This is a genomic window from Pseudolysinimonas sp., assembly GCF_057350545.1.
Map to the genome: position 1 here is coordinate 1 of NZ_JBMRCP010000094.1, position 17,607 is coordinate 17,607.

Genomic DNA, 17,607 nt, shown 5'->3' on the forward strand with positions numbered 1-17,607 from the left:
CCTGAACGACTTGTATCGCCGCGTCATCAACCGTAACAACCGGCTGAAGCGCCTGATGGAATTGCGCGCACCGGAAATCATTACGCGCAACGAAAAGCGCATGCTGCAGGAGGCCGTCGACGCGCTGTTCGACAACGGCCGCCGCGGCCGCCCGGTCACCGGAACCGGTAACCGTGCGCTCAAGTCGCTCTCCGACATGCTCAAGGGCAAGCAGGGTCGGTTCCGCCAGAACCTGCTCGGAAAGCGCGTCGACTACTCGGGCCGTTCGGTCATCATCGTCGGACCGCAGCTCAAGCTGCACCAGTGCGGTCTGCCGAAGCAGATGGCGCTCGAGCTGTTCAAGCCGTTCGTCATCAAGCGCCTCATCGACCTGTCGCACGCCCAGAACATCAAGTCGGCGAAGCGCATGGTCGAGCGGTCGCGCCCGCAGGTGTGGGATGTCCTCGAGGAGATCATCCGCGAGCGCCCCGTGCTGCTCAACCGCGCGCCCACGCTGCACCGTCTCGGCATCCAGGCCTTCGAGCCGCAGCTCGTGGAGGGCAAGGCGATCCAGCTGCACCCGCTCGTCTGCGCCGCGTTCAACGCGGACTTCGACGGCGACCAGATGGCCGTCCACCTGCCGCTGAGCGTGGAGGCGCAGGCCGAGGCCCGCATCCTCATGCTCGCGAGCAACAACATCCTGAAGCCGTCGGATGGCCGCCCGGTGACCCTGCCCTCGCAGGACATGATCATCGGTCTGCACCACCTGACGACGGTCAAGGAGGGTGCCGCGGGTGAGGGTCGTGCGTTCTCGTCGGTCGCCGAGGCGATCCTCGCGTTCGACCAGAAGTCGCTCGACCTCAACGCCCAGGTGCGCATCCGCCTCGAGGGCGTGTACTTCGCTGAGGACGAGGCTCCCGAGGGTCACGTGCAGGGCTCGACCGCGCTCGTCACCACGACGCTCGGCCGCGCGCTGTTCAACGAGACGCTTCCGGTGGACTACCCCTACGTGGAGGCCGTCGCCGACAAGGGCCGCATCTCGTCGATCGTCAACGACCTCGCCGAGCGCTACCCCAAGGTGGAGGTCGCGGCGGCGCTCGACCGGATCAAGGACGCGGGATTCCACTGGGCGACCCGCTCGGGTGTGACCGTCGCGCTCAGCGACATCATCACCCCGGCCGACAAGCCGCAGATCATCGGCGAGTACGAGAAGCTCGCTCAGGACGTGCAGTCGAAGTACGACAACGGTTTGTACGACGACGCGACGCGCCGCACGGAGCTCGTGAAGATCTGGACCGAGGCCACCGACAAGGTCGCCAAGTCGATGCAGGCGTCGTACACGGCCGGCAACAACATCTTCCGGATGGTGTCGTCGGGTGCCCGTGGTAACTGGCTCCAGGTGCGCAACATCTCGGGTATCCGCGGCCTCGTCGCGAACCCGAAGGGTGAGACCATCCCGCGCCCGATCATCTCCTCGTACCGCGAGGGGTTGTCGGTGGCGGAGTACTTCATCGCCACGCACGGTGCTCGTAAGGGCCTCGCCGACACCGCTCTGCGGACCGCGGACTCGGGCTACCTGACGCGTCGACTCGTCGACGTCGCGCAGGATGTCATCATCCGCGAGGACGACTGCGGCACCACCCGCGGCCTCGAGCTGCCGATCGCCTCCGTGATCGACGGCGAGCTCATGCGCGACCCGAACGTCGAGAACGCGGTCTACGCGCGCTCGCTCGCCGAGGACGCCGTGGATGCCAAGGGCAAGGTCGTCGCGGCGGCCGGCTCGGATGTCGGCGACGTGCTGATCGAGAAGCTCATCGGTGCCGGTGTCGAGACCATCAAGGTGCGCTCGGTGCTGACCTGCGAGAGCGCCGTCGGCGTGTGCGCGGCCTGCTACGGCCGTTCGCTCGCGACGGGCAAGCTCGTCGACATCGGCGAGGCGGTCGGCATCATCGCCGCCCAGTCGATCGGCGAGCCCGGCACGCAGCTCACGATGCGTACCTTCCACCAGGGTGGATCCGCCGGTGCGGACGACATCACCCAGGGTCTGCCGCGCGTCACCGAGCTGTTCGAGGCCCGCACCCCGAAGGGCGCCTCGCCCATCGCGGAGGCGGCCGGTCGCATCCAGATCGAGGACACCGAGAAGCAGCGCCGCGTCATCCTCACGCCCGACAACGGCGACGAGGTGAAGTCCTACCCGGTCCTCAAGCGCGCGACCCTGCTCGTCAAGGACGGCGACCACGTCGAACTCGGCGCGCAGTTCGTCGCCGGCAACCTCGACCCGAAGGAGGTGCTTCGCGTGCAGGGCGTCCGCGCCGTGCAGAAGCACCTCGTCGACGGGGTGCAGGGCGTCTACCGCTCGCAGGGTGTGCCGATCCACGACAAGCACATCGAGGTCATCGTCCGTCAGATGCTGCGCAAGGTCACCGTCGTCGAGCACGCCGACACCGACCTGCTGCCGGGTGAGCTCGTCGACCGCGCGCGGTACAACGAGATCAACCGCGCCGCGCTGCTCGACGGCAAGAAGACGGCCTCGGGCCGCGAGGAGGTCATGGGCATCACCAAGGCCTCGCTCGCGACGGAATCGTGGCTGTCGGCCGCGTCCTTCCAGGAGACGACCCGCGTGCTCACGCAGGCCGCCATGGAGGGCAAGTCCGACCCGCTCATGGGGCTCAAGGAGAACGTCATCATCGGCCAGCTCATCCCGGCCGGTACGGGTCTCTCCAAGTACCGCAACGTGTCGGTCGAGGCCACTGAGGAGGCGAAGGCGGAGCGCTACCCGAACCGCATCTTCACCGACGACTCGGTGTTCTCCGAGGGCGATCTGTCGTTCGTCGACTTCGATTCGTTCTCGTCCGACGACTTCTCGCCGGGCACCTACAACTGACTCGGTGAGGGCGCCGATGGCGCCCTCACCGAGGCAGGTTGAGTGCCGCCCCTTCGGGCGGTGTATCGAAACCTCGTAGCGCCGCACGAAGGCCCTCTCCCTCCGGGAGGGGGCCTTCGTCGTCCCGGCCGACGTCCGGATGCTGCGGCTACGCTGTCTCGATGAGCATCCCGTCGCCCGTTCCCGGGATGCCCGCGCCGCGGCCTGCCGACGGAGGCCCGCCCACCCCTCGCGAGACCGCGCAGATCGTGCCGCCGCCGGGCCTCTTCGCACCGGTACCGTCGGCGGACCCGCCGTCGCCCGCCGACGACCTCGATCGCACGATCGTGGTCGCACCACGTCGGCAGCTGGCCTGGATGCTCGTCGTCGACGGCGGGCCCACGTTTCCGCTCACGGCGTCCCGCGTCGTTCTCGGACGCCGACCCGCGGCGCGGGGCGACGCGGCCCAGCAGCTCGCCATTCCGGATGCCACGCGCACCCTCTCGAAGGTGCACGCCCGGCTCGACCTCGTCGACGGTGTGTGGACAGTGACCGATCTCGACGCGACGAACGGGGTCATCGTCGTCGCGGCCGACGGCTCCGAGCTGCTGCTCGACCCGGGGGCGACCGCGCCGGTGGTCGAGCGGCTCCGGCTCGGCCGGGTCGGGATGCGACTCGTCGCCACCGAAGACGTCGCGCCGTGAGCGACGTCACGGGAGACGTGCGGCTCGACGTCGCAGCGGCGACGCACCCGGGCCTGCGGCGGGAGGCGAACGAAGACTCCTACCTCGCGCAGTCGCCGGTGTTCCTCGTCGCCGACGGGATGGGCGGGTACGAAGCCGGCGACCGCGCGAGCGCCGCGGTCGTGGACGCGTTCCGCGACGTGTTCGCCGACCGCGATGCCGCAGAGCTCGAGCTCGTGCGCGACGCGCTCCTCGCGGCCGACGAGCGGGTCGCGGTCGTCGCCGCCGACACGACGCGCGGAGCGGGGAGCACCGTCGCGGGCCTCGCGCTCGTGCGGCACGACGGCGAGCCCTACTGGCTCGTCTTCAACGTCGGAGACTCCCGCGTCTACCGGCTCCTCGGCGGCGAGCTCGCGCAGCTCACGATCGACCACTCGCTGGGGCAGGCCCTCGTCGACCGCGGCGAACTGCGCCCCGAGGACCTCGCGACCTTCCCCGGACGCAACGTCATCACGCGTGCGATCGGTGCCTCCGACAGCATGGCCGACAGCTGGCTCGTGCCGATCGTGACGGGGGAGCGGCTGCTCGTGTGCTCCGACGGGCTGCACTCGGAGGTCGACGACGCGACGATCCGCGACGTGCTCGCATCCGAGTCCACGCCGGACGCCGCGGCCGGCGAACTCGTGGCCCGCGCGAACCGCAACGGGGGCCGCGACAACATCACGCTCGTGGTGCTCGACGTCGTCTCCGGCGGCACCGAGCTCGAGGACACCCTGCCGGTCTGAGTGTCCCGCACCCGTGTGCGCCCGGCTCGCTAGGCTGAGCGCGAACCCGGCGACGAGAGGATTCCCGCATGGCGCAGGCGAAGGACGAGACCCCGCAGTCGGAGCCCGACGAGGAGATCGTGGTCGAGGCCGACGAGATCGTCGTCGAGGAGGCTCCGACATCGGAGTCGCCGACCGCCACCGCGACTCTCACCGACGAGCGCGCCGAGTCGCCGCTCGCCGGCAGCGAGCGCGTCGTCTACGTCACCGCGCCTGCGCCGCCGCGCGCCCGCAGCAACCGTCTCGTCGGCGGGCTCCTCGCCCTTGTCGGCACCGTCGTCTTCGCCGTGCTCTACGGTCTCGCCGCGGCGGGCATGATCGCCGTCCGCGGGTCCGGCGGTCGCACGATCGCCGAGTTCCTCACCGATGCGATCTTCTGGATCCCGGTGCTCTTCTTCACGATCGGCTTCGTCGCGCTCGTGCTGCTCGTCAACCGGGCCGCGTGGTGGGCGCACGTGCTCGGCAGCCTGCTGGTCGCGCTCGTGACCTACCTCGGCTCGGTCGGAATGCTGCTGCTCGTGACCGGCATCGTCGGGGCGAGCCCCGGGTTCGCCGCGACCGCGACCAACCCGTACGTCATCGCCGCGGCGATCGTCGCGCGCGAGGTCGCGATCTGGGTGGGTCTGCTGATTGCGCGCCGCGGGCAGCGTCTCACGGCGCACAACCGCGCCGAGCGCGAGGCCTTCGACGCCGAGCAGGCCGGGAAGGCATCCGATGGAGCGCCCTCCGCTCAGGGGTAGCCTGCTCGTCGCGCTGTTCGTCGCGATCACCTGGGGCGCCTGCACCTTCGCGGTCGCCGGGCTCCTGGCCGTGCTGCTCGACCGCGATCCGATCAGCACGCCCGCGCCGATCTGGGCGGGCCTCGTCGGGATCGCGTTCGCCGGCATCGTGGTCTGGCTCGCGGTCGGCCTCGGGATACGGGCGGCGAGCGCGTGGCCGGCGACGCTCGCCGCGGTCGCCGGCGTCTATCTGGTCGCGCTGGCGGCCGCCCTGCTCGGCTCCTTCGCCCTGTTCGCCGAGCAGGCGACGAGTCCGTTCGTGATCGCGGGGGCGCTGCTCGCGGGTCTCGCGGTCGCGCTGACGCGCCTCGTGGTGCGCCGACCCCCCAACGCGGGACTGTTCCGGCGCGACGGTCGCTCGTAGCCTCGAACACACGGGGGGAGCTTCAGCCTCTCCTCCGCGCTCATCCGCTTCGGGGGGAACGGGAGAGCGCCGGGCCTCATGGGAGGTGAGATGTCCTCCCTCTCCGAGATCCTCATCATTCGCGGCCTCATGCCGATCACGAGCCTCGACGTGCACCACGCCGACCCGGCGACCGACGAGGCGCTCGTGCGCGAACTCGTCGATGACGGCGTCGTGACCGAGAGCCAGGTGGCTTCCGCTCGTGCCGCGCAGTTGGGGCTGCCGTTCGTCGATCTCACCGAGTACCCCGTGGACCGCTCGGTCGTCGCGATGGTGCCCGTGCAGCTGCTCCGCCGCCATGACGTGCTGCCGATCGGCCGCGACGGGGATCGGCTGATGCTCGCGATGGCCGACCCGCGTGACGTCGTCGCGCTCGACGATGTCCGTGCCGCCGTGAGGCTCCAGGTGCGACCCGTCGTCGCGGAACGCTCCGACCTGCTCGCGGCGATCACACGCTTCGTGCGTTCCGACGGCGAGCTGAGCGAACTCACGAGCGCGATCGTCGAAGAGTCCGGGTCGGATCTGGTGCCGGTGCAGGCCGAGCCGAGCGAAGACGACGCGCCCATCGTCAGGTTCGTCAACCTCATCATCAGCCAGGCGATCGCCGACCACGCCTCCGACATCCACATCGAGCCGGCCGAGCGCGACATGAGCGTGCGCTATCGCATCGACGGTGTGCTGCACGAGATGCAGCGCGCTCCCAAGAACATCCAGAACGGCGTCATCTCGCGCTTGAAGATCATGGCCGACATCGACATCGCCGAACGACGCAAGCCGCAGGACGGTCGCATGAGCGTCGTCCACGGCGGCAAGCAGATCGACCTCCGCGTCGCGACCCTGCCGACGGTGTTCGGTGAGAAGGTCGTCATGCGAATCCTCGACAACTCCATGACAGGGCTCGGGATGGAGCAGCTGCGGCTGCTCGAGCGCAATGCCGCCGTCTACAAGGCCTCGTACTCGAAGCCCTACGGGATGATCCTCGTCACCGGCCCGACCGGGTCGGGCAAGTCGACGACCCTGTACACGACGCTGCACGAGGTCGCGCGTCCCGAGATCAACGTCATCACCGTCGAGGACCCGGTCGAGTACCGCATCGCCGGCATCAACCAGGTGCAGGTCAACCCCAAGGCCGGGCTGACGTTCGCGAGCGCGCTCCGTAGCATCCTGCGGTCCGATCCGGATGTCGTCCTCCTCGGTGAGATCCGCGACCACGAGACGGCGCAGATCGCCATCGAGGCCTCGCTGACGGGCCACCTCGTGCTCTCGACCCTGCACACGAACGACGCGCCGAGCGCCGTGACCCGACTCATCGAGATGGATATCGAGCCGTTCCTGGTCGGGTCCGCGCTCGACTGCGTCGTCGCGCAGCGTCTTGCACGCCGCCTCTGCGACCGTTGCAAAGAGGCGTACCAGCCGACGTTCGAGGAGCTGAGCGCGTTGCGGTTCGCCGAGCCGGGCGATCCTCAGCCGGTGCTCCACCGTCCGATCGGGTGCACCTCGTGTTCGAACACGGGCTACCGCGGACGCCTTGCGATCCACGAGGTGATGCCGGTGACCGAGGAGATCGAGCGGCTCGCCGTCGCGCGCGCCTCGAGCGCCGAGATCTCGCGGCTCGCGGTGTCCCAAGGGATGTCGACGCTCCGCCAGGACGGCTGGGCCAAAGCCGTGCTCGGCCTCACCTCGATCGACGAGATCCTCCGTGTCGTCGCGTGACCCGCGGGACGGCGTTGTTCGCGAAGGGAAGGGGAATCTGACGTGAACAAGCCCATCTACGAGATCCCGGTCACTGACCCGGCGAATCCGCCGCTCGGAACTCCGGGCGGCCCGGGCGCGATGCCCCCGCCCCCCAGCGCCCTCCAGCCGCCGGGGCCGGCCGTCGTCGACTACTCGCAATTGCCGCCCCCCGCGGTCGCGCCCGTCGACGCCGTGCCGGCCCCGGCTCCCCCCATCCCGGGATACACACCGGCCCCGCCGATGCAGATCCCGGACTTCACGGTGCTGCAGGCGGCGCCTGCGCCGGTCCCGGGTTCGATTCCCGGGTACACGCCGGCGCCCGCGTCGGCACTGCCGATGCCGGAGTTCACCGAGCTGCCGAGCATGGCCGACCGGATGGAGAATGCGAAGCCGTCGAAGCCGCGGTTCGTCGCCGACGACTTCACGATCGCCGCCCGCGCCCGGGTCGACTCCGAGCTGCTCGCCGCGCTCGAAACCGTTGTCGATCAGGGGGCCTCGGACCTTCACATCTCGATCGGGGCGCCGCCCATGATCCGCATCGACGGGTCCCTTCAGCCAGTCGCCGGGCTCGAGGTGTGGGACCGCGAACGCGTCGCTGCCGCCCTGTACAGCCTTCTTACGGACGAGCAGCAAGCGCAGTTCGACGACGTGCTCGAACTCGACTTCGCGTTCACGCTGTCGGAGCAGTCGCGCTTCCGCGTCAACTTCTACCTGCAGCGCGGGGCGATCGGCGGGGCCTTCCGGCTCATCCCCACCGAGATCAAGCCGCTCGCCTCCCTTGGCATCCCCGAGATCGTGGGCGAGTTCGCCAAGATGGCGCGTGGCCTCGTGCTCGTCACGGGTCCGACCGGCTCGGGGAAGTCGACGACGCTCGCGGCGCTCATCGACCTCGTCAACACGACGCGCGCCGACCACATCGTCACGGTCGAGGACCCGATCGAGTTCATCCACCCGAACAAGAAGTCGCTCGTGAACCAGCGCGAGGTCGGTGCCGACACGCTGAGCTTCGGGAACGCGCTCAAGCACGTGCTGCGTCAGGACCCCGACGTCATCCTGATCGGCGAGCTCCGCGATCTCGAGACCATCTCGGTCGCGCTGACGGCCGCCGAGACCGGTCACCTCGTCTTCGCGACGCTGCACACGCAGGACGCCGGCCAGACGATCGATCGCGTGATCGACGTGTTCCCGCCGCACCAGCAGGGCCAGGTGCGTACACAGCTCGCCGCGACGCTGCAGGGCGTGATCTGCCAGACGCTCGTGAAGAAGGCCTCCGGCTCGGGCCGCGCCGTCGCGACCGAGGTGCTCATCACGACGCCCGCCATCGCGAACCTCGTGCGCGAGGGCAAGACCTACCAGATCCGCTCGGCTCTCCAGGCCGGCAAGGCCCAGGGGATGCACACGATGGACCAGCACCTCGCCGAACTCGTCAACACGGGCGAGGTCGCCTTCGGCGCCGCGATCGAGAAGGTGCACGACGCGGTCGACTTCCAGCGCCTCGTGCACCGCACGGGCGAGACCACGAACGCCGGATGGTGACGCCATGACGCTGCTCCAGAACTACGCCTACAAGGGTCGCGACGCGAGCGGCAAGGTCGTCTCGGGCAAGCTCGAGGCGGCGAGCGAGGGTGCCGCGCTCGCTCGGCTGCGCACCCTGGCGATCTCGCCGATCGAGGTGCGTCAAGCGACCGCGGGCACCGGACTGCAGATGGAGATCAGCCTCGGTGGACTCTCCAAGGGCGTGAAGCTCAAGGACCTCGCGGTCATGTCGCGGCAGATGGCGACGATGGTGAGCTCGGGACTGTCGCTGCTGCGCGCGCTCACGATCCTCGCCGAGCAGACGCAGAACAAGAAGCTCCAGGAGTCGCTCACGCTCGTGCGCAGTCAGGTCGAGAGCGGCTCGTCGCTCTCGGAGGCGCTTCTGCGGCAGCCGACCGTGTACCCGCCCCTCATGATCCACCTCATCCGCGCGGGTGAGACGGGCGGTTTCCTCGATGGAGCCCTCGAGTCGGTCGCGATGACGTTCGAGAAGGACGTGAAGCTCCGCTCCACGATTAAGTCTGCGATGACCTACCCGATCGTCGTGCTCGCGATGGCGCTCATCGGCATGTTCGCGATGCTCACCTTCATCGTGCCCGTCTTCCGTGACATGTTCGCGGGTCTCGGCGGCGAACTCCCCATCCCGACGCAGATCCTCGTGGTGATCTCTCAGAACATGGTGTGGATCGTGCCGCTGCTGATCGTGGGCATCATCGCGTTCGCAGTGTGGTGGCGCGCCAACAAACACAAGGACGCGGTGCGGAGCGTCGTCGACAAGGCGAAGCTCCGACTGCCGGTGTTCGGCGATCTGTTCCGCAAGATCGCGATCGCGCGATTCTCGCGGAACTTCGCCACCATGACGAAGTCGGGCGTGCCGATTTTGCAGTCGCTCGCGATCGTCGGGGAGACGTCGGGCAACTGGGTCGTCGAGGAGGCCATGCACAAGGTGCAGGACTCCGTGCGTTCCGGCCGGTCGATCTCGGCGCCACTCATGGAGGAACCCGTGTTTCCGGCGATGGTGTCGCAGATGGTCGCCGTCGGCGAAGACGCGGGATCGCTCGAGACGATGCTCGGCAAGATCGCCGATTTCTACGACGACGAGGTACTCACGACGACCGAGCAGCTCACATCGCTCATCGAGCCGCTCCTCATCGCCTTCATCGGCGTCGTCATCGGCGGCATGATCGTCGCGCTCTATCTGCCGATGTTCTCGATCTTCGAGCAGATCCAGTGAGCCCCGAACTGGGGTAACGGAAATGCTCACGTCCCCCCCTTTGCGGGATTACGCCGCGACGGGGAACAACTGAATATTGCACCGGGGGGTCATTCATTGGGGGGCCACCCGTCCACACTCACTCGAATTGGATGGGAAGAGAAACATGATTGCTGTACTGAACAAGTCGCTGATCGCCAAGCGCGACGCGCTCAAGAACGAGGACAAGGGCTTCACGCTCATCGAGCTCCTCGTCGTCGTCCTCATCATCGGCGTCCTCGCCGCGATCGCGGTTCCCGTGTACCTGGGCATCCAGGGCAACGCCAAGGACAGCGCCGCGCTCGCCGACCTCGCGAACGTCAAGACCGCGATCGTCGCGCACAACACGCAGAACGATGGCGCCTACCCGGCGACGATCTCGGCGCTCACCACGGTGACACTCGACAGCACCAAGTGGGGCACCGTCCCGAACTGGGACGGTGGCACGCAGCCGGCCTCGAGCGCCACCTCGTGGTGCGTCGAGGGTCAGATCGCGGGCGACACCACGAACTGGTACATCGTCACCGACGACGCCTCGCCGACCAAGAACACCACCGGCTGCTAAGCAGTCCCGAGTCTTGGCGGGGCGCCGCGAGAGCGGCGCCCCCCCTTCCCGGTTCACCGCATCGACTCGAGAGGGGGGCTCGATCGACATGACAACTCAGCGTTTCACGATCGTCCGCCGTCTCGCGCGCGACGATGAAGGTCTCGGGCTCGTCGAGGTCGTCACCGCGATGTTCGTCCTCACGGTGCTCGCGCTCTCGCTCCTGCCGCTCCTCATCACGGGGATGAAGGCCTCCGTCGCGAACGCGACGACCGCCGCGGCGACCCAGTTCGCGAACGACCGCGTGAACGTCGCGCACGCCGCCGGTCGCACGAGCGCGACGCCGTGCGCCGACATCCAGAACCTCGCCGCGACCCCGATCACGATGATCGACGGTCGCGGCGTCGAGCTCATCGCCACGACGACCGTCGGCGCCTGTCCGGTCGGCGTCGGGACGATCACCGTCTCCGCGACCGTCACGCGCGCCGACACAGGCGCCGTCGTGGCCCGCGCGTCGACCGCCGTGCTGGTGGACCCGTGATCCGCCGGCTGCGCGCGCGTCTCGCCGACGACTCCGGGATCACGCTCGCCGAGGTCCTCGTCGTCGCGCTGCTCGGCGTGCTCGTCCTCGGCGTCGTCGGAGGCGTGTACATCAGCACGCTCGGCATCCAGCAACTCGTCGGCTCGCTCACCAACTCGACCTCCGGCGGTCAGGCCGTCGCGACCTCGGTCGACCACGCGGTGCGCAACGGCAGCGAGTTCGAGATCACGACGCTGCCCTCGGGTGATCAGCTCGTACGGATCCGCACCCTCGACGGCTCGGCGGGTGCTGTCTGGCACTGCACCGCCTACTACTTCTCGATCTCCGAGGCGACCATCCGCATGGACCGCCGGCCGGACGACACCGTCATCCCGGCCCCGTCCGCGGCGACGCTCGCGACCTGGTCGCTGCTCGCCGAGAGCGTCGAGCCCAGCGAGAGCGGGACGGTCTTCGGCGTCGACCCGAACGCGACGACCGTGCTCGCAGTCGACTTCACCACGGTCGACGACGACGACGCCGGCGTCGCGCGCATCAAGTTCTCGACCCCGCTCATGCCCGAAGCCGAACCGGAGGAAACGTGTTTCTGAGTCGCATCGCTCGTCTCGCCCACGCCGCCCGGAACGCCGGTCGCGACGAGAGCGGCGTGGCCCTCGCCGCGGTCATTGCCTTCATGGCCGCGGGTGTGCTGCTCTCCGCCGTTGTCGCCTCCACGGTCGTGACCGGGCAGCAGGTGAGTCAGTCGACGCGCGCGGGCGTGCAGTCGCAGGCCGCAGCGGAGGCCGGGATCGCCGTGGCGCGCGCGTCGCTCTTGCGGGGGCAGTGCGCGAACCCCGCAACGTACGTGAGCGCCGGCCAAGCGGACGATGTGGAGACCGTGGGCGTCGACGAGACGCTCCCCGCGTATTCGGCGCAGATCCAATACTCGCTCAACCAGGGCGCCACGTGGGTGGATGGCTGCCCGCCGAGCGTGCAGCAGCCCGCGCGCATCCTGTCGACCGGCTACGCCATCACGCCCGGCATGACGACGAACGACAGCGGCGACGAGACGACGATCGAGGCGCGCCTCGAGACTGTGCAGAACGCGGGAACGCTCAACCCGTCGGGTCCCGCGGTCTACTCCTACAACACGTCGGGCTTCGGCGGCAGCGGGAAGCTCATCTCGACCGGCGGGTACGACGCGTCGATCCTCATCCGGAGCGGGAACGTCACGTGCGACGGGGCCGCGAACGGCGCGGCCGACCTCGTCGTCAAGTCGGGGAACTTCAGCGGGAGCGGCAGCTGCGTGGTCACCGGCAACGTCTGGGTGAACGGCACCGCAGAGCTCAGCGGAGGCGGCCAGATCGGCGGCTCCCTCACGGCCAACTCCGTGGTGTCGAGCGGCAACATCGGTGGGAACGTCTGGGCCGACACGACCGCGCGGTTCACGTGGAGCGGCAGGGTCACCGGCTGGGTGAGTGCGGGCAGTCTCGACGTCGCCGGCGGGATCCTCAGCCAGAACGCCTGGTCGCGCACCGGCACGACGACCCTCTCCGGCAACGGGGTCAACGGGACGCTGTTCTCGCAGGGCGCGGTCACGATCAGTAACGGGACGACACACAACATCGTCACGAACTCTCCGACGACGATCACCGGCGGAACCATCACGGGGGCGGTCAAGTCGGCGTCCCTCACGATGTCGAATGGCACCCTGAGTGGTGGGACGATCACGGGCACCGCATGCTTCAGCGGCGGCTCGGTCACGGGTGCGGTGCGGGTCGGGTCGATCAGCACGGCCAACGGCTGTTACACGACGTCGAAGAACGGCTGGTGGGGCGGGTGGTCGAAGATCACGGTCGGCGCCTCGTCGAGCCCGACCCTCGACGCATCGCCGGGCAAGCCGAGCGCGGTCGTCGTGCCCGACTGGGTCGACTTCGGCTCCGACCCCGCTCACTACACCGCGGCGACGTGGGGGGGCTTCATCGTCGTCACGATGGGAACCGACTGCTCGGACGCGAAGTTCTACCAGGCGATTCAGGCGCTCGGCACCAACAAGGGGCTCATCGACGCGCGTGCCTGCACCAACGGCCTCGTCTACGGTGGCGGGTCGGGTGAGCAGACCGGGCAGGGTCAGAACGCCAACGGCTTCCGCCTGCGCAACGATGTCGCGATCATCGCCAAGAAGTTCGACTTCTCCGGCTCGATGCGCTTCTTCGCGCACAATCCCGCCACTCCCGTCAACGTCTGGTTGATCAACCCCGACACGATCAAGAACTCGAGCCCAGACTGCGGTGGCCAACAGCTCAAGATCAGCGGCGGATTCTCGGTCGAGAACGTGCGCCTCATGATGTACACGCCGTGCGAGATCACCCTCGGCTCGAGCCAGAACATCAAGGGCCAGATCTTCGCGGGCAGCAACGTCAAGATCAGCGGTGCCGGCATCCTCGACTACGTCCCTCTCGGCCTGCCCGGATTCAACCTGAACACCGGTTCCGGCGATGGCGCCTCCTACACCGAGGCCGACCGTGGACTCGCCTGGCAGCGGAACGTGGAGGGGTGATGGCCGCCGTCCTCGCCGTGGGTGTCCTCGGCGCCCTGATCGGCTCGTTCCTCAACGTCGTCGTCTACCGAGTGCCTCGCGGCCTCTCGGTCGCGCACCCGCGCAGCGCGTGCGGCGCATGCGGCCACGAGATCCGGTGGTACGACAACATCCCGCTCGTCTCGTGGGTCGTGCTGCGCGGCCGGTGCCGCGACTGCTCCGCATCGATCGCCGTGCGGTATCCGCTTGTCGAGCTCGGCACTGCGGTGCTGCTCGGCGTGGTGGCCTGGCGCTTCGTGCCGGCCGTGCTCGAGCCGCAGGTCGCCGGGATCGCCGCGGGCATCCTGCAGCTCGTCGCCTATCTCTACCTCGCTGCGATCAGCGTCGCGCTCGCCGTCATCGACGTCGAGACCCAGCGCCTGCCGAATGCGATCGTGCTGCCGGCCTACCCGACCGGCATCGCGCTTCTCGGCGCGGCGGCGGTGCTCTCCGGCGATCCCGCGCCGTTCCTGACGGGGCTTGCCTGCGCGGCGGCGTTCGCGCTGCTGTACGCCATCCCCGCGTTCGTCCGCCCCGGTTCGATGGGAATGGGCGACGTGAAGCTTGCGGGAGTACTCGGACTCTTCCTCGGGTGGCTCGGGGCGTCGTCGGCGCTCGTCGGGCTCATCGGAGGCTTCCTGCTCGGCGGGATCGCGGGTGTCGCGCTCCTGCTGTCCGGTCGCGGACGGACGGCGAAGCTCGCCTACGGTCCGTGGCTGCTCGCCGGTGCGTGGGCCGGCATCCTGCTCGGCGAACCGATCGCCGCAGGCTACCTCGGGCTGTTCGGCCTGCGGTGACGAACGACGGAATCGGGGGGATTCAGTCATGAGCAAAACAGTGGTGGGCGTCGACATCGGCGTGAGATCGGTGCGCGGCGTGGAGGTGAGCAACTACACGGGCGCGAAACCGCAGATCGTCCGGCTCGCCGAGCAGGCGCTTCCCGAGCACGCGGTGCGCCGGGGCGAGGTCGTCGAGCCGGGCACGGTCGCTGCGGCGCTCAAGAGGCTCTGGTCGACGGGCGGATTCAAGTCGAAGGACGTCGTGCTCGGTATGGGCGGTCAGCGCACCTTCGCGCGTGACGTCCACGTGCCGCGTGCGTCGCTCGCGCAGATCCGGGAGTCGCTGCCGTACCAGGTGCAGGATCTGTTGCCGGTACCTGTGTCCGACGTGATCATGGACTTCTACCCGATCCAGGAGGAGGACGGCGAGCAGGGGCCCCAGGTGATGGGGATGCTCGTCGCTGGCCTCAAGGACGCGATCAACGGCAATGTGGATGCGGTCAGCCGCGCGGGGCTGCGACCCGTGCACGTCGACCTCGTGCCGTTCGCGCTGTCGCGCGCGATCCTGCCGCAGCGCAGCGCTCGCGGTCGCGACGTCATCATCGCGATCGGCGCCAACACGACGCACGTCGTCGTCGTGGGCGACGGGGTGCCCGTCTTCGTGCGCATGATCTCCAACGGAGGTGACGACATCACCCAGGCGATCGTGACCCGGCTGCAGTGGAGTCCCGAAGGCGCCGAGCAGGCGAAGCGCGCGATCGGCATGGGCAGCTCACTCATGCGCGCCGAGGACCGCCCCGTACTCGAAGTCATCTACGACGTCGCGGGCGAGCTCATCTCGAGCATCCGCAACACGCTCAGCTACTACACCGGCGCGCACCCGAACCACCCCGTTGCGCGCATCCTGCTCACGGGCGGCGGCGCGGAACTCGCAGGGCTTACGGGGGCGCTCGGGGAGCTCACGGGGCTTCCGGTCGCGAAGGTCGACCCGCTCGCCGGACTCTCGGTTCCGCGCTCGCGGGGCCAGTCGACCGCCGACTTCTCACCCTTCACGACCGCCTTCGGTCTCGCCCTGGGGAGCCACGAATGACGACCACCGCGCCCCCGGCCGTGAAGGCCGGCCGCTTGCCGCTCGGCGGCGAGCCGCGCGTCCAGCTCCTCCCGCCCGCCGTGCGCGAGCGGGAGAAGGCCCGCGGCGCGCTACGACTCGGCGTGCTGTTCGTCGTGCTCGGTGTCGCGATCGCGGGAGCACTGGGCGGCTTCGGCTTCCTGCGCTCGGCGACGACAGCTGCCGAGCTGCAGGCAGCGAACGCCCGCACCGCTCAGCTCGCCGCCGAGCGCGGCCAATACATCGAAGCCACGCGCGTTACGACCACGATCGAGGCGGTGGAAGAAGCCCAGGTCGCGATGACGTCGTATGAGATCTCCCTCTCCGAGCTCCTGGACTCGTTGCAGGCGACGCTCAGCGAGGGCATGGCCATCCAGCGCTTCGCCGCCGACGTGCAGCCGCCCTGGGGCGTGCCGCGCACGGTCGAGGATGTCCTCGCACCGCCGCGCATCGCCAATTTCGAGCTCGTGCTGACCTCGGCCTCGATCGCTCAGGCCACCGCCTATCGCAACGCACTCGAACGGATTCCGGGCTTCGCGAGCGCCGTGCTCACGAATACCGCCGTCGGCACCGACGGCCTCGTCACAACCACCATCCAGCTCGCGCTCGCAACCGACGCGGTGTCGGGTCGCTTCGACCCGACCGACGAGTCCGCGACCGACGACGAAGGATCTGGTGTCGACGAGAACGCCGACACCACGGGAACGGAAGAGGGCTGACATGCGCAGCGGACGAATGTGGCTCGCGGGCGGGGCCGTCCTCGCTCTCATCGTGATCGGCCTCGGCTGGCTCATCGGGGCCGCGCCGCTCCTCGCGGCGCCCGCCGAGAACGAGCGCCAGGTCGCGACGGTCGACGCCGCGAACGCTCAACAAGAGATCGAGATCGCGCTCATGCGCGAGCAGTTCGAGAACATCGACGAGCTGCGTGAGGAGCTCGACGAGCTCCAGCTGAGCGTGCCGGGCTTCGCCGACACGGCCGCGTACTTCGACGAGCTCGCCCTCAAGGCGATCGCGGCCACGGTCTCGCTCCAGACCGTCACCGTCTCGGGGGCGAAGCCGTATGGCGCGATGGGCTCGACGGAGGTGTCGGGAGACGAAGCCGAGGCGGACACCGGGTCGGGCGCCGAGCCGTCGAATACGTCACTGCTGCAGCCGCCGTCGGTTCCCAGCGAGGAGCTCGCCGGCTCACTCTACGTGCTCACGATCGAGCTCTCGATCGATGCGGACACTCCACGCCTCGCGGCATTCCTCGCGGCGCTCCAAGGCGACGGTCGGCTGATGCTCGTGACCAACGTCGACGCGACGTTCGGTACCTCGCAGCGCTCGACGATCACCGGACACATCTTCGTCGTGCACGACCCCAGGCTCGGCCCGGTCGGCTCCCTGCCGAGCCCGGCTCCGACACCGACCCCGACGTCGGAGCCGTCGGTCGGACCGACGCCCGATCCGAGCGGCACCGCGACGCCGACGCCCACCCCGACCCCCTAGGGGGCAGGGGCTCCGGGTAACCCGGCGTCACATTGCAGGCACACACCCGAACGACTACACTCGTTCGGGTGTGTGCTTTCGCGCACGTCTCCCCTTGCGACAATCGACTCCGGTCGCCCATGCGCGGGAAGACCCACGGCATATCCGGGACGTAGTGCCGGCGGTGATCACCGCCGGATCCGGATCCCGATGGAACGACATCATCCATCACTGTCACCGTGCAGTAAATAAGGAGCAATCCGCTTTGCCTACTATCCAGCAGCTGGTCCGCAAGGGCCGCACGCCGAAGGTCGTCAAGACCAAGGCTCCGGCCCTCAAGGCCAACCCGCAGCAGCGGGGCGTGTGCACGCGTGTGTACACCACCACCCCGAAGAAGCCGAACTCCGCCCTCCGCAAGGTCGCGCGCGTCAAGCTCTCCAACGGCACCGAGGTCACCGCCTACATCCCCGGCGAGGGCCACAACCTGCAGGAGCACTCGATGGTGCTCGTGCGCGGCGGTCGTGTGAAGGACCTCCCCGGCGTGCGCTACAAGATCGTGCG

At 68.9% G+C, this 17,607-nt stretch carries 17 protein-coding genes; all 17 read left to right on the forward strand.

Translation table 11 applies throughout. The annotated features are described in order from the left end of the window. The coding region (gene rpoC, locus ACO1X9_RS13030) for a DNA-directed RNA polymerase subunit beta' (RefSeq protein WP_486351273.1) at positions 1 to 2,863 on the forward strand (2,863 nt) is incomplete at its 5' end. Positions 2,864 to 3,024: 161 nt separating this feature from the next. Further along, a complete protein-coding gene (locus tag ACO1X9_RS13035; protein WP_486351274.1) occupies positions 3,025 to 3,546 on the forward strand; it encodes an FHA domain-containing protein in 522 nt (173 codons plus the stop codon). Continuing rightward, positions 3,543 to 4,310, forward strand: a complete 768-nt coding sequence (locus tag ACO1X9_RS13040; RefSeq protein ID WP_486351275.1) for a PP2C family protein-serine/threonine phosphatase — start codon at positions 3,543 to 3,545, stop codon at positions 4,308 to 4,310. Before ACO1X9_RS13035 ends, ACO1X9_RS13040 begins: the two co-directional genes overlap by 4 nt. A gap of 68 nt (positions 4,311 to 4,378) precedes the next feature. Continuing rightward, positions 4,379 to 5,089, forward strand: a complete 711-nt coding sequence (locus ACO1X9_RS13045) for a hypothetical protein (protein WP_486351276.1) — start codon at positions 4,379 to 4,381, stop codon at positions 5,087 to 5,089. Next, positions 5,064 to 5,492 carry a hypothetical protein gene (locus tag ACO1X9_RS13050; protein ID WP_486351277.1) on the forward strand — a complete coding sequence of 143 codons (429 nt, stop codon included), beginning with the start codon at positions 5,064 to 5,066 and terminating at the stop codon, positions 5,490 to 5,492. Before ACO1X9_RS13045 ends, ACO1X9_RS13050 begins: the two co-directional genes overlap by 26 nt. 90 nt (positions 5,493 to 5,582) lie before the next feature. Further along, entirely contained in the window at positions 5,583 to 7,244 is a 1,662-nt protein-coding gene (locus tag ACO1X9_RS13055) for a GspE/PulE family protein (RefSeq protein WP_486351278.1), read from the forward strand. Between the two features lie 42 nt (positions 7,245 to 7,286). Next, positions 7,287 to 8,801, forward strand: a complete 1,515-nt coding sequence (locus ACO1X9_RS13060) for a type IV pilus twitching motility protein PilT (protein ID WP_486351279.1) — start codon at positions 7,287 to 7,289, stop codon at positions 8,799 to 8,801. 4 nt (positions 8,802 to 8,805) lie between these two features. Next, positions 8,806 to 10,035, forward strand: a complete 1,230-nt coding sequence (locus ACO1X9_RS13065) for a type II secretion system F family protein (RefSeq protein ID WP_486351280.1) — start codon at positions 8,806 to 8,808, stop codon at positions 10,033 to 10,035. 145 nt (positions 10,036 to 10,180) lie between these two features. Next, entirely contained in the window at positions 10,181 to 10,618 is a 438-nt protein-coding gene (locus tag ACO1X9_RS13070; RefSeq protein WP_486351281.1) for a type IV pilin protein, read from the forward strand. Positions 10,619 to 10,706: 88 nt separating this feature from the next. Next, positions 10,707 to 11,138, forward strand: a complete 432-nt coding sequence (locus ACO1X9_RS13075) for a hypothetical protein (RefSeq protein WP_486351282.1) — start codon at positions 10,707 to 10,709, stop codon at positions 11,136 to 11,138. Further along, complete coding sequence (locus ACO1X9_RS13080; protein ID WP_486351283.1) at positions 11,135 to 11,725, forward strand: hypothetical protein; 591 nt, start codon at positions 11,135 to 11,137, stop codon at positions 11,723 to 11,725. Before ACO1X9_RS13075 ends, ACO1X9_RS13080 begins: the two co-directional genes overlap by 4 nt. After that, complete coding sequence (locus ACO1X9_RS13085; protein ID WP_486351284.1) at positions 11,716 to 13,674, forward strand: polymer-forming cytoskeletal protein; 1,959 nt, start codon at positions 11,716 to 11,718, stop codon at positions 13,672 to 13,674. The genes ACO1X9_RS13080 and ACO1X9_RS13085 overlap by 10 nt, the downstream gene beginning before the upstream one ends. Next, on the forward strand, positions 13,674 to 14,489 hold the full coding sequence (locus ACO1X9_RS13090; RefSeq protein WP_486351285.1) for a prepilin peptidase: 816 nt from the start codon (positions 13,674 to 13,676) through the stop codon (positions 14,487 to 14,489). Before ACO1X9_RS13085 ends, ACO1X9_RS13090 begins: the two co-directional genes overlap by 1 nt. Positions 14,490 to 14,517: 28 nt before the next feature. Next, a complete protein-coding gene (gene pilM, locus ACO1X9_RS13095; RefSeq protein WP_486351286.1) occupies positions 14,518 to 15,561 on the forward strand; it encodes a type IV pilus assembly protein PilM in 1,044 nt (347 codons plus the stop codon). After that, complete coding sequence (locus ACO1X9_RS13100) at positions 15,558 to 16,298, forward strand: hypothetical protein (RefSeq protein WP_486351287.1); 741 nt, start codon at positions 15,558 to 15,560, stop codon at positions 16,296 to 16,298. Before pilM ends, ACO1X9_RS13100 begins: the two co-directional genes overlap by 4 nt. 1 nt (position 16,299) lies before the next feature. Continuing rightward, positions 16,300 to 17,067 (forward strand): hypothetical protein, encoded by a 768-nt coding sequence (locus ACO1X9_RS13105; protein ID WP_486351288.1) that lies wholly within the window; start codon positions 16,300 to 16,302, stop codon positions 17,065 to 17,067. 244 nt (positions 17,068 to 17,311) lie between these two features. Then, positions 17,312 to 17,607, forward strand: a 296-nt coding sequence (rpsL, locus tag ACO1X9_RS13110) for a 30S ribosomal protein S12 (protein WP_486351289.1), incomplete at its 3' end; no start/stop codon positions are given.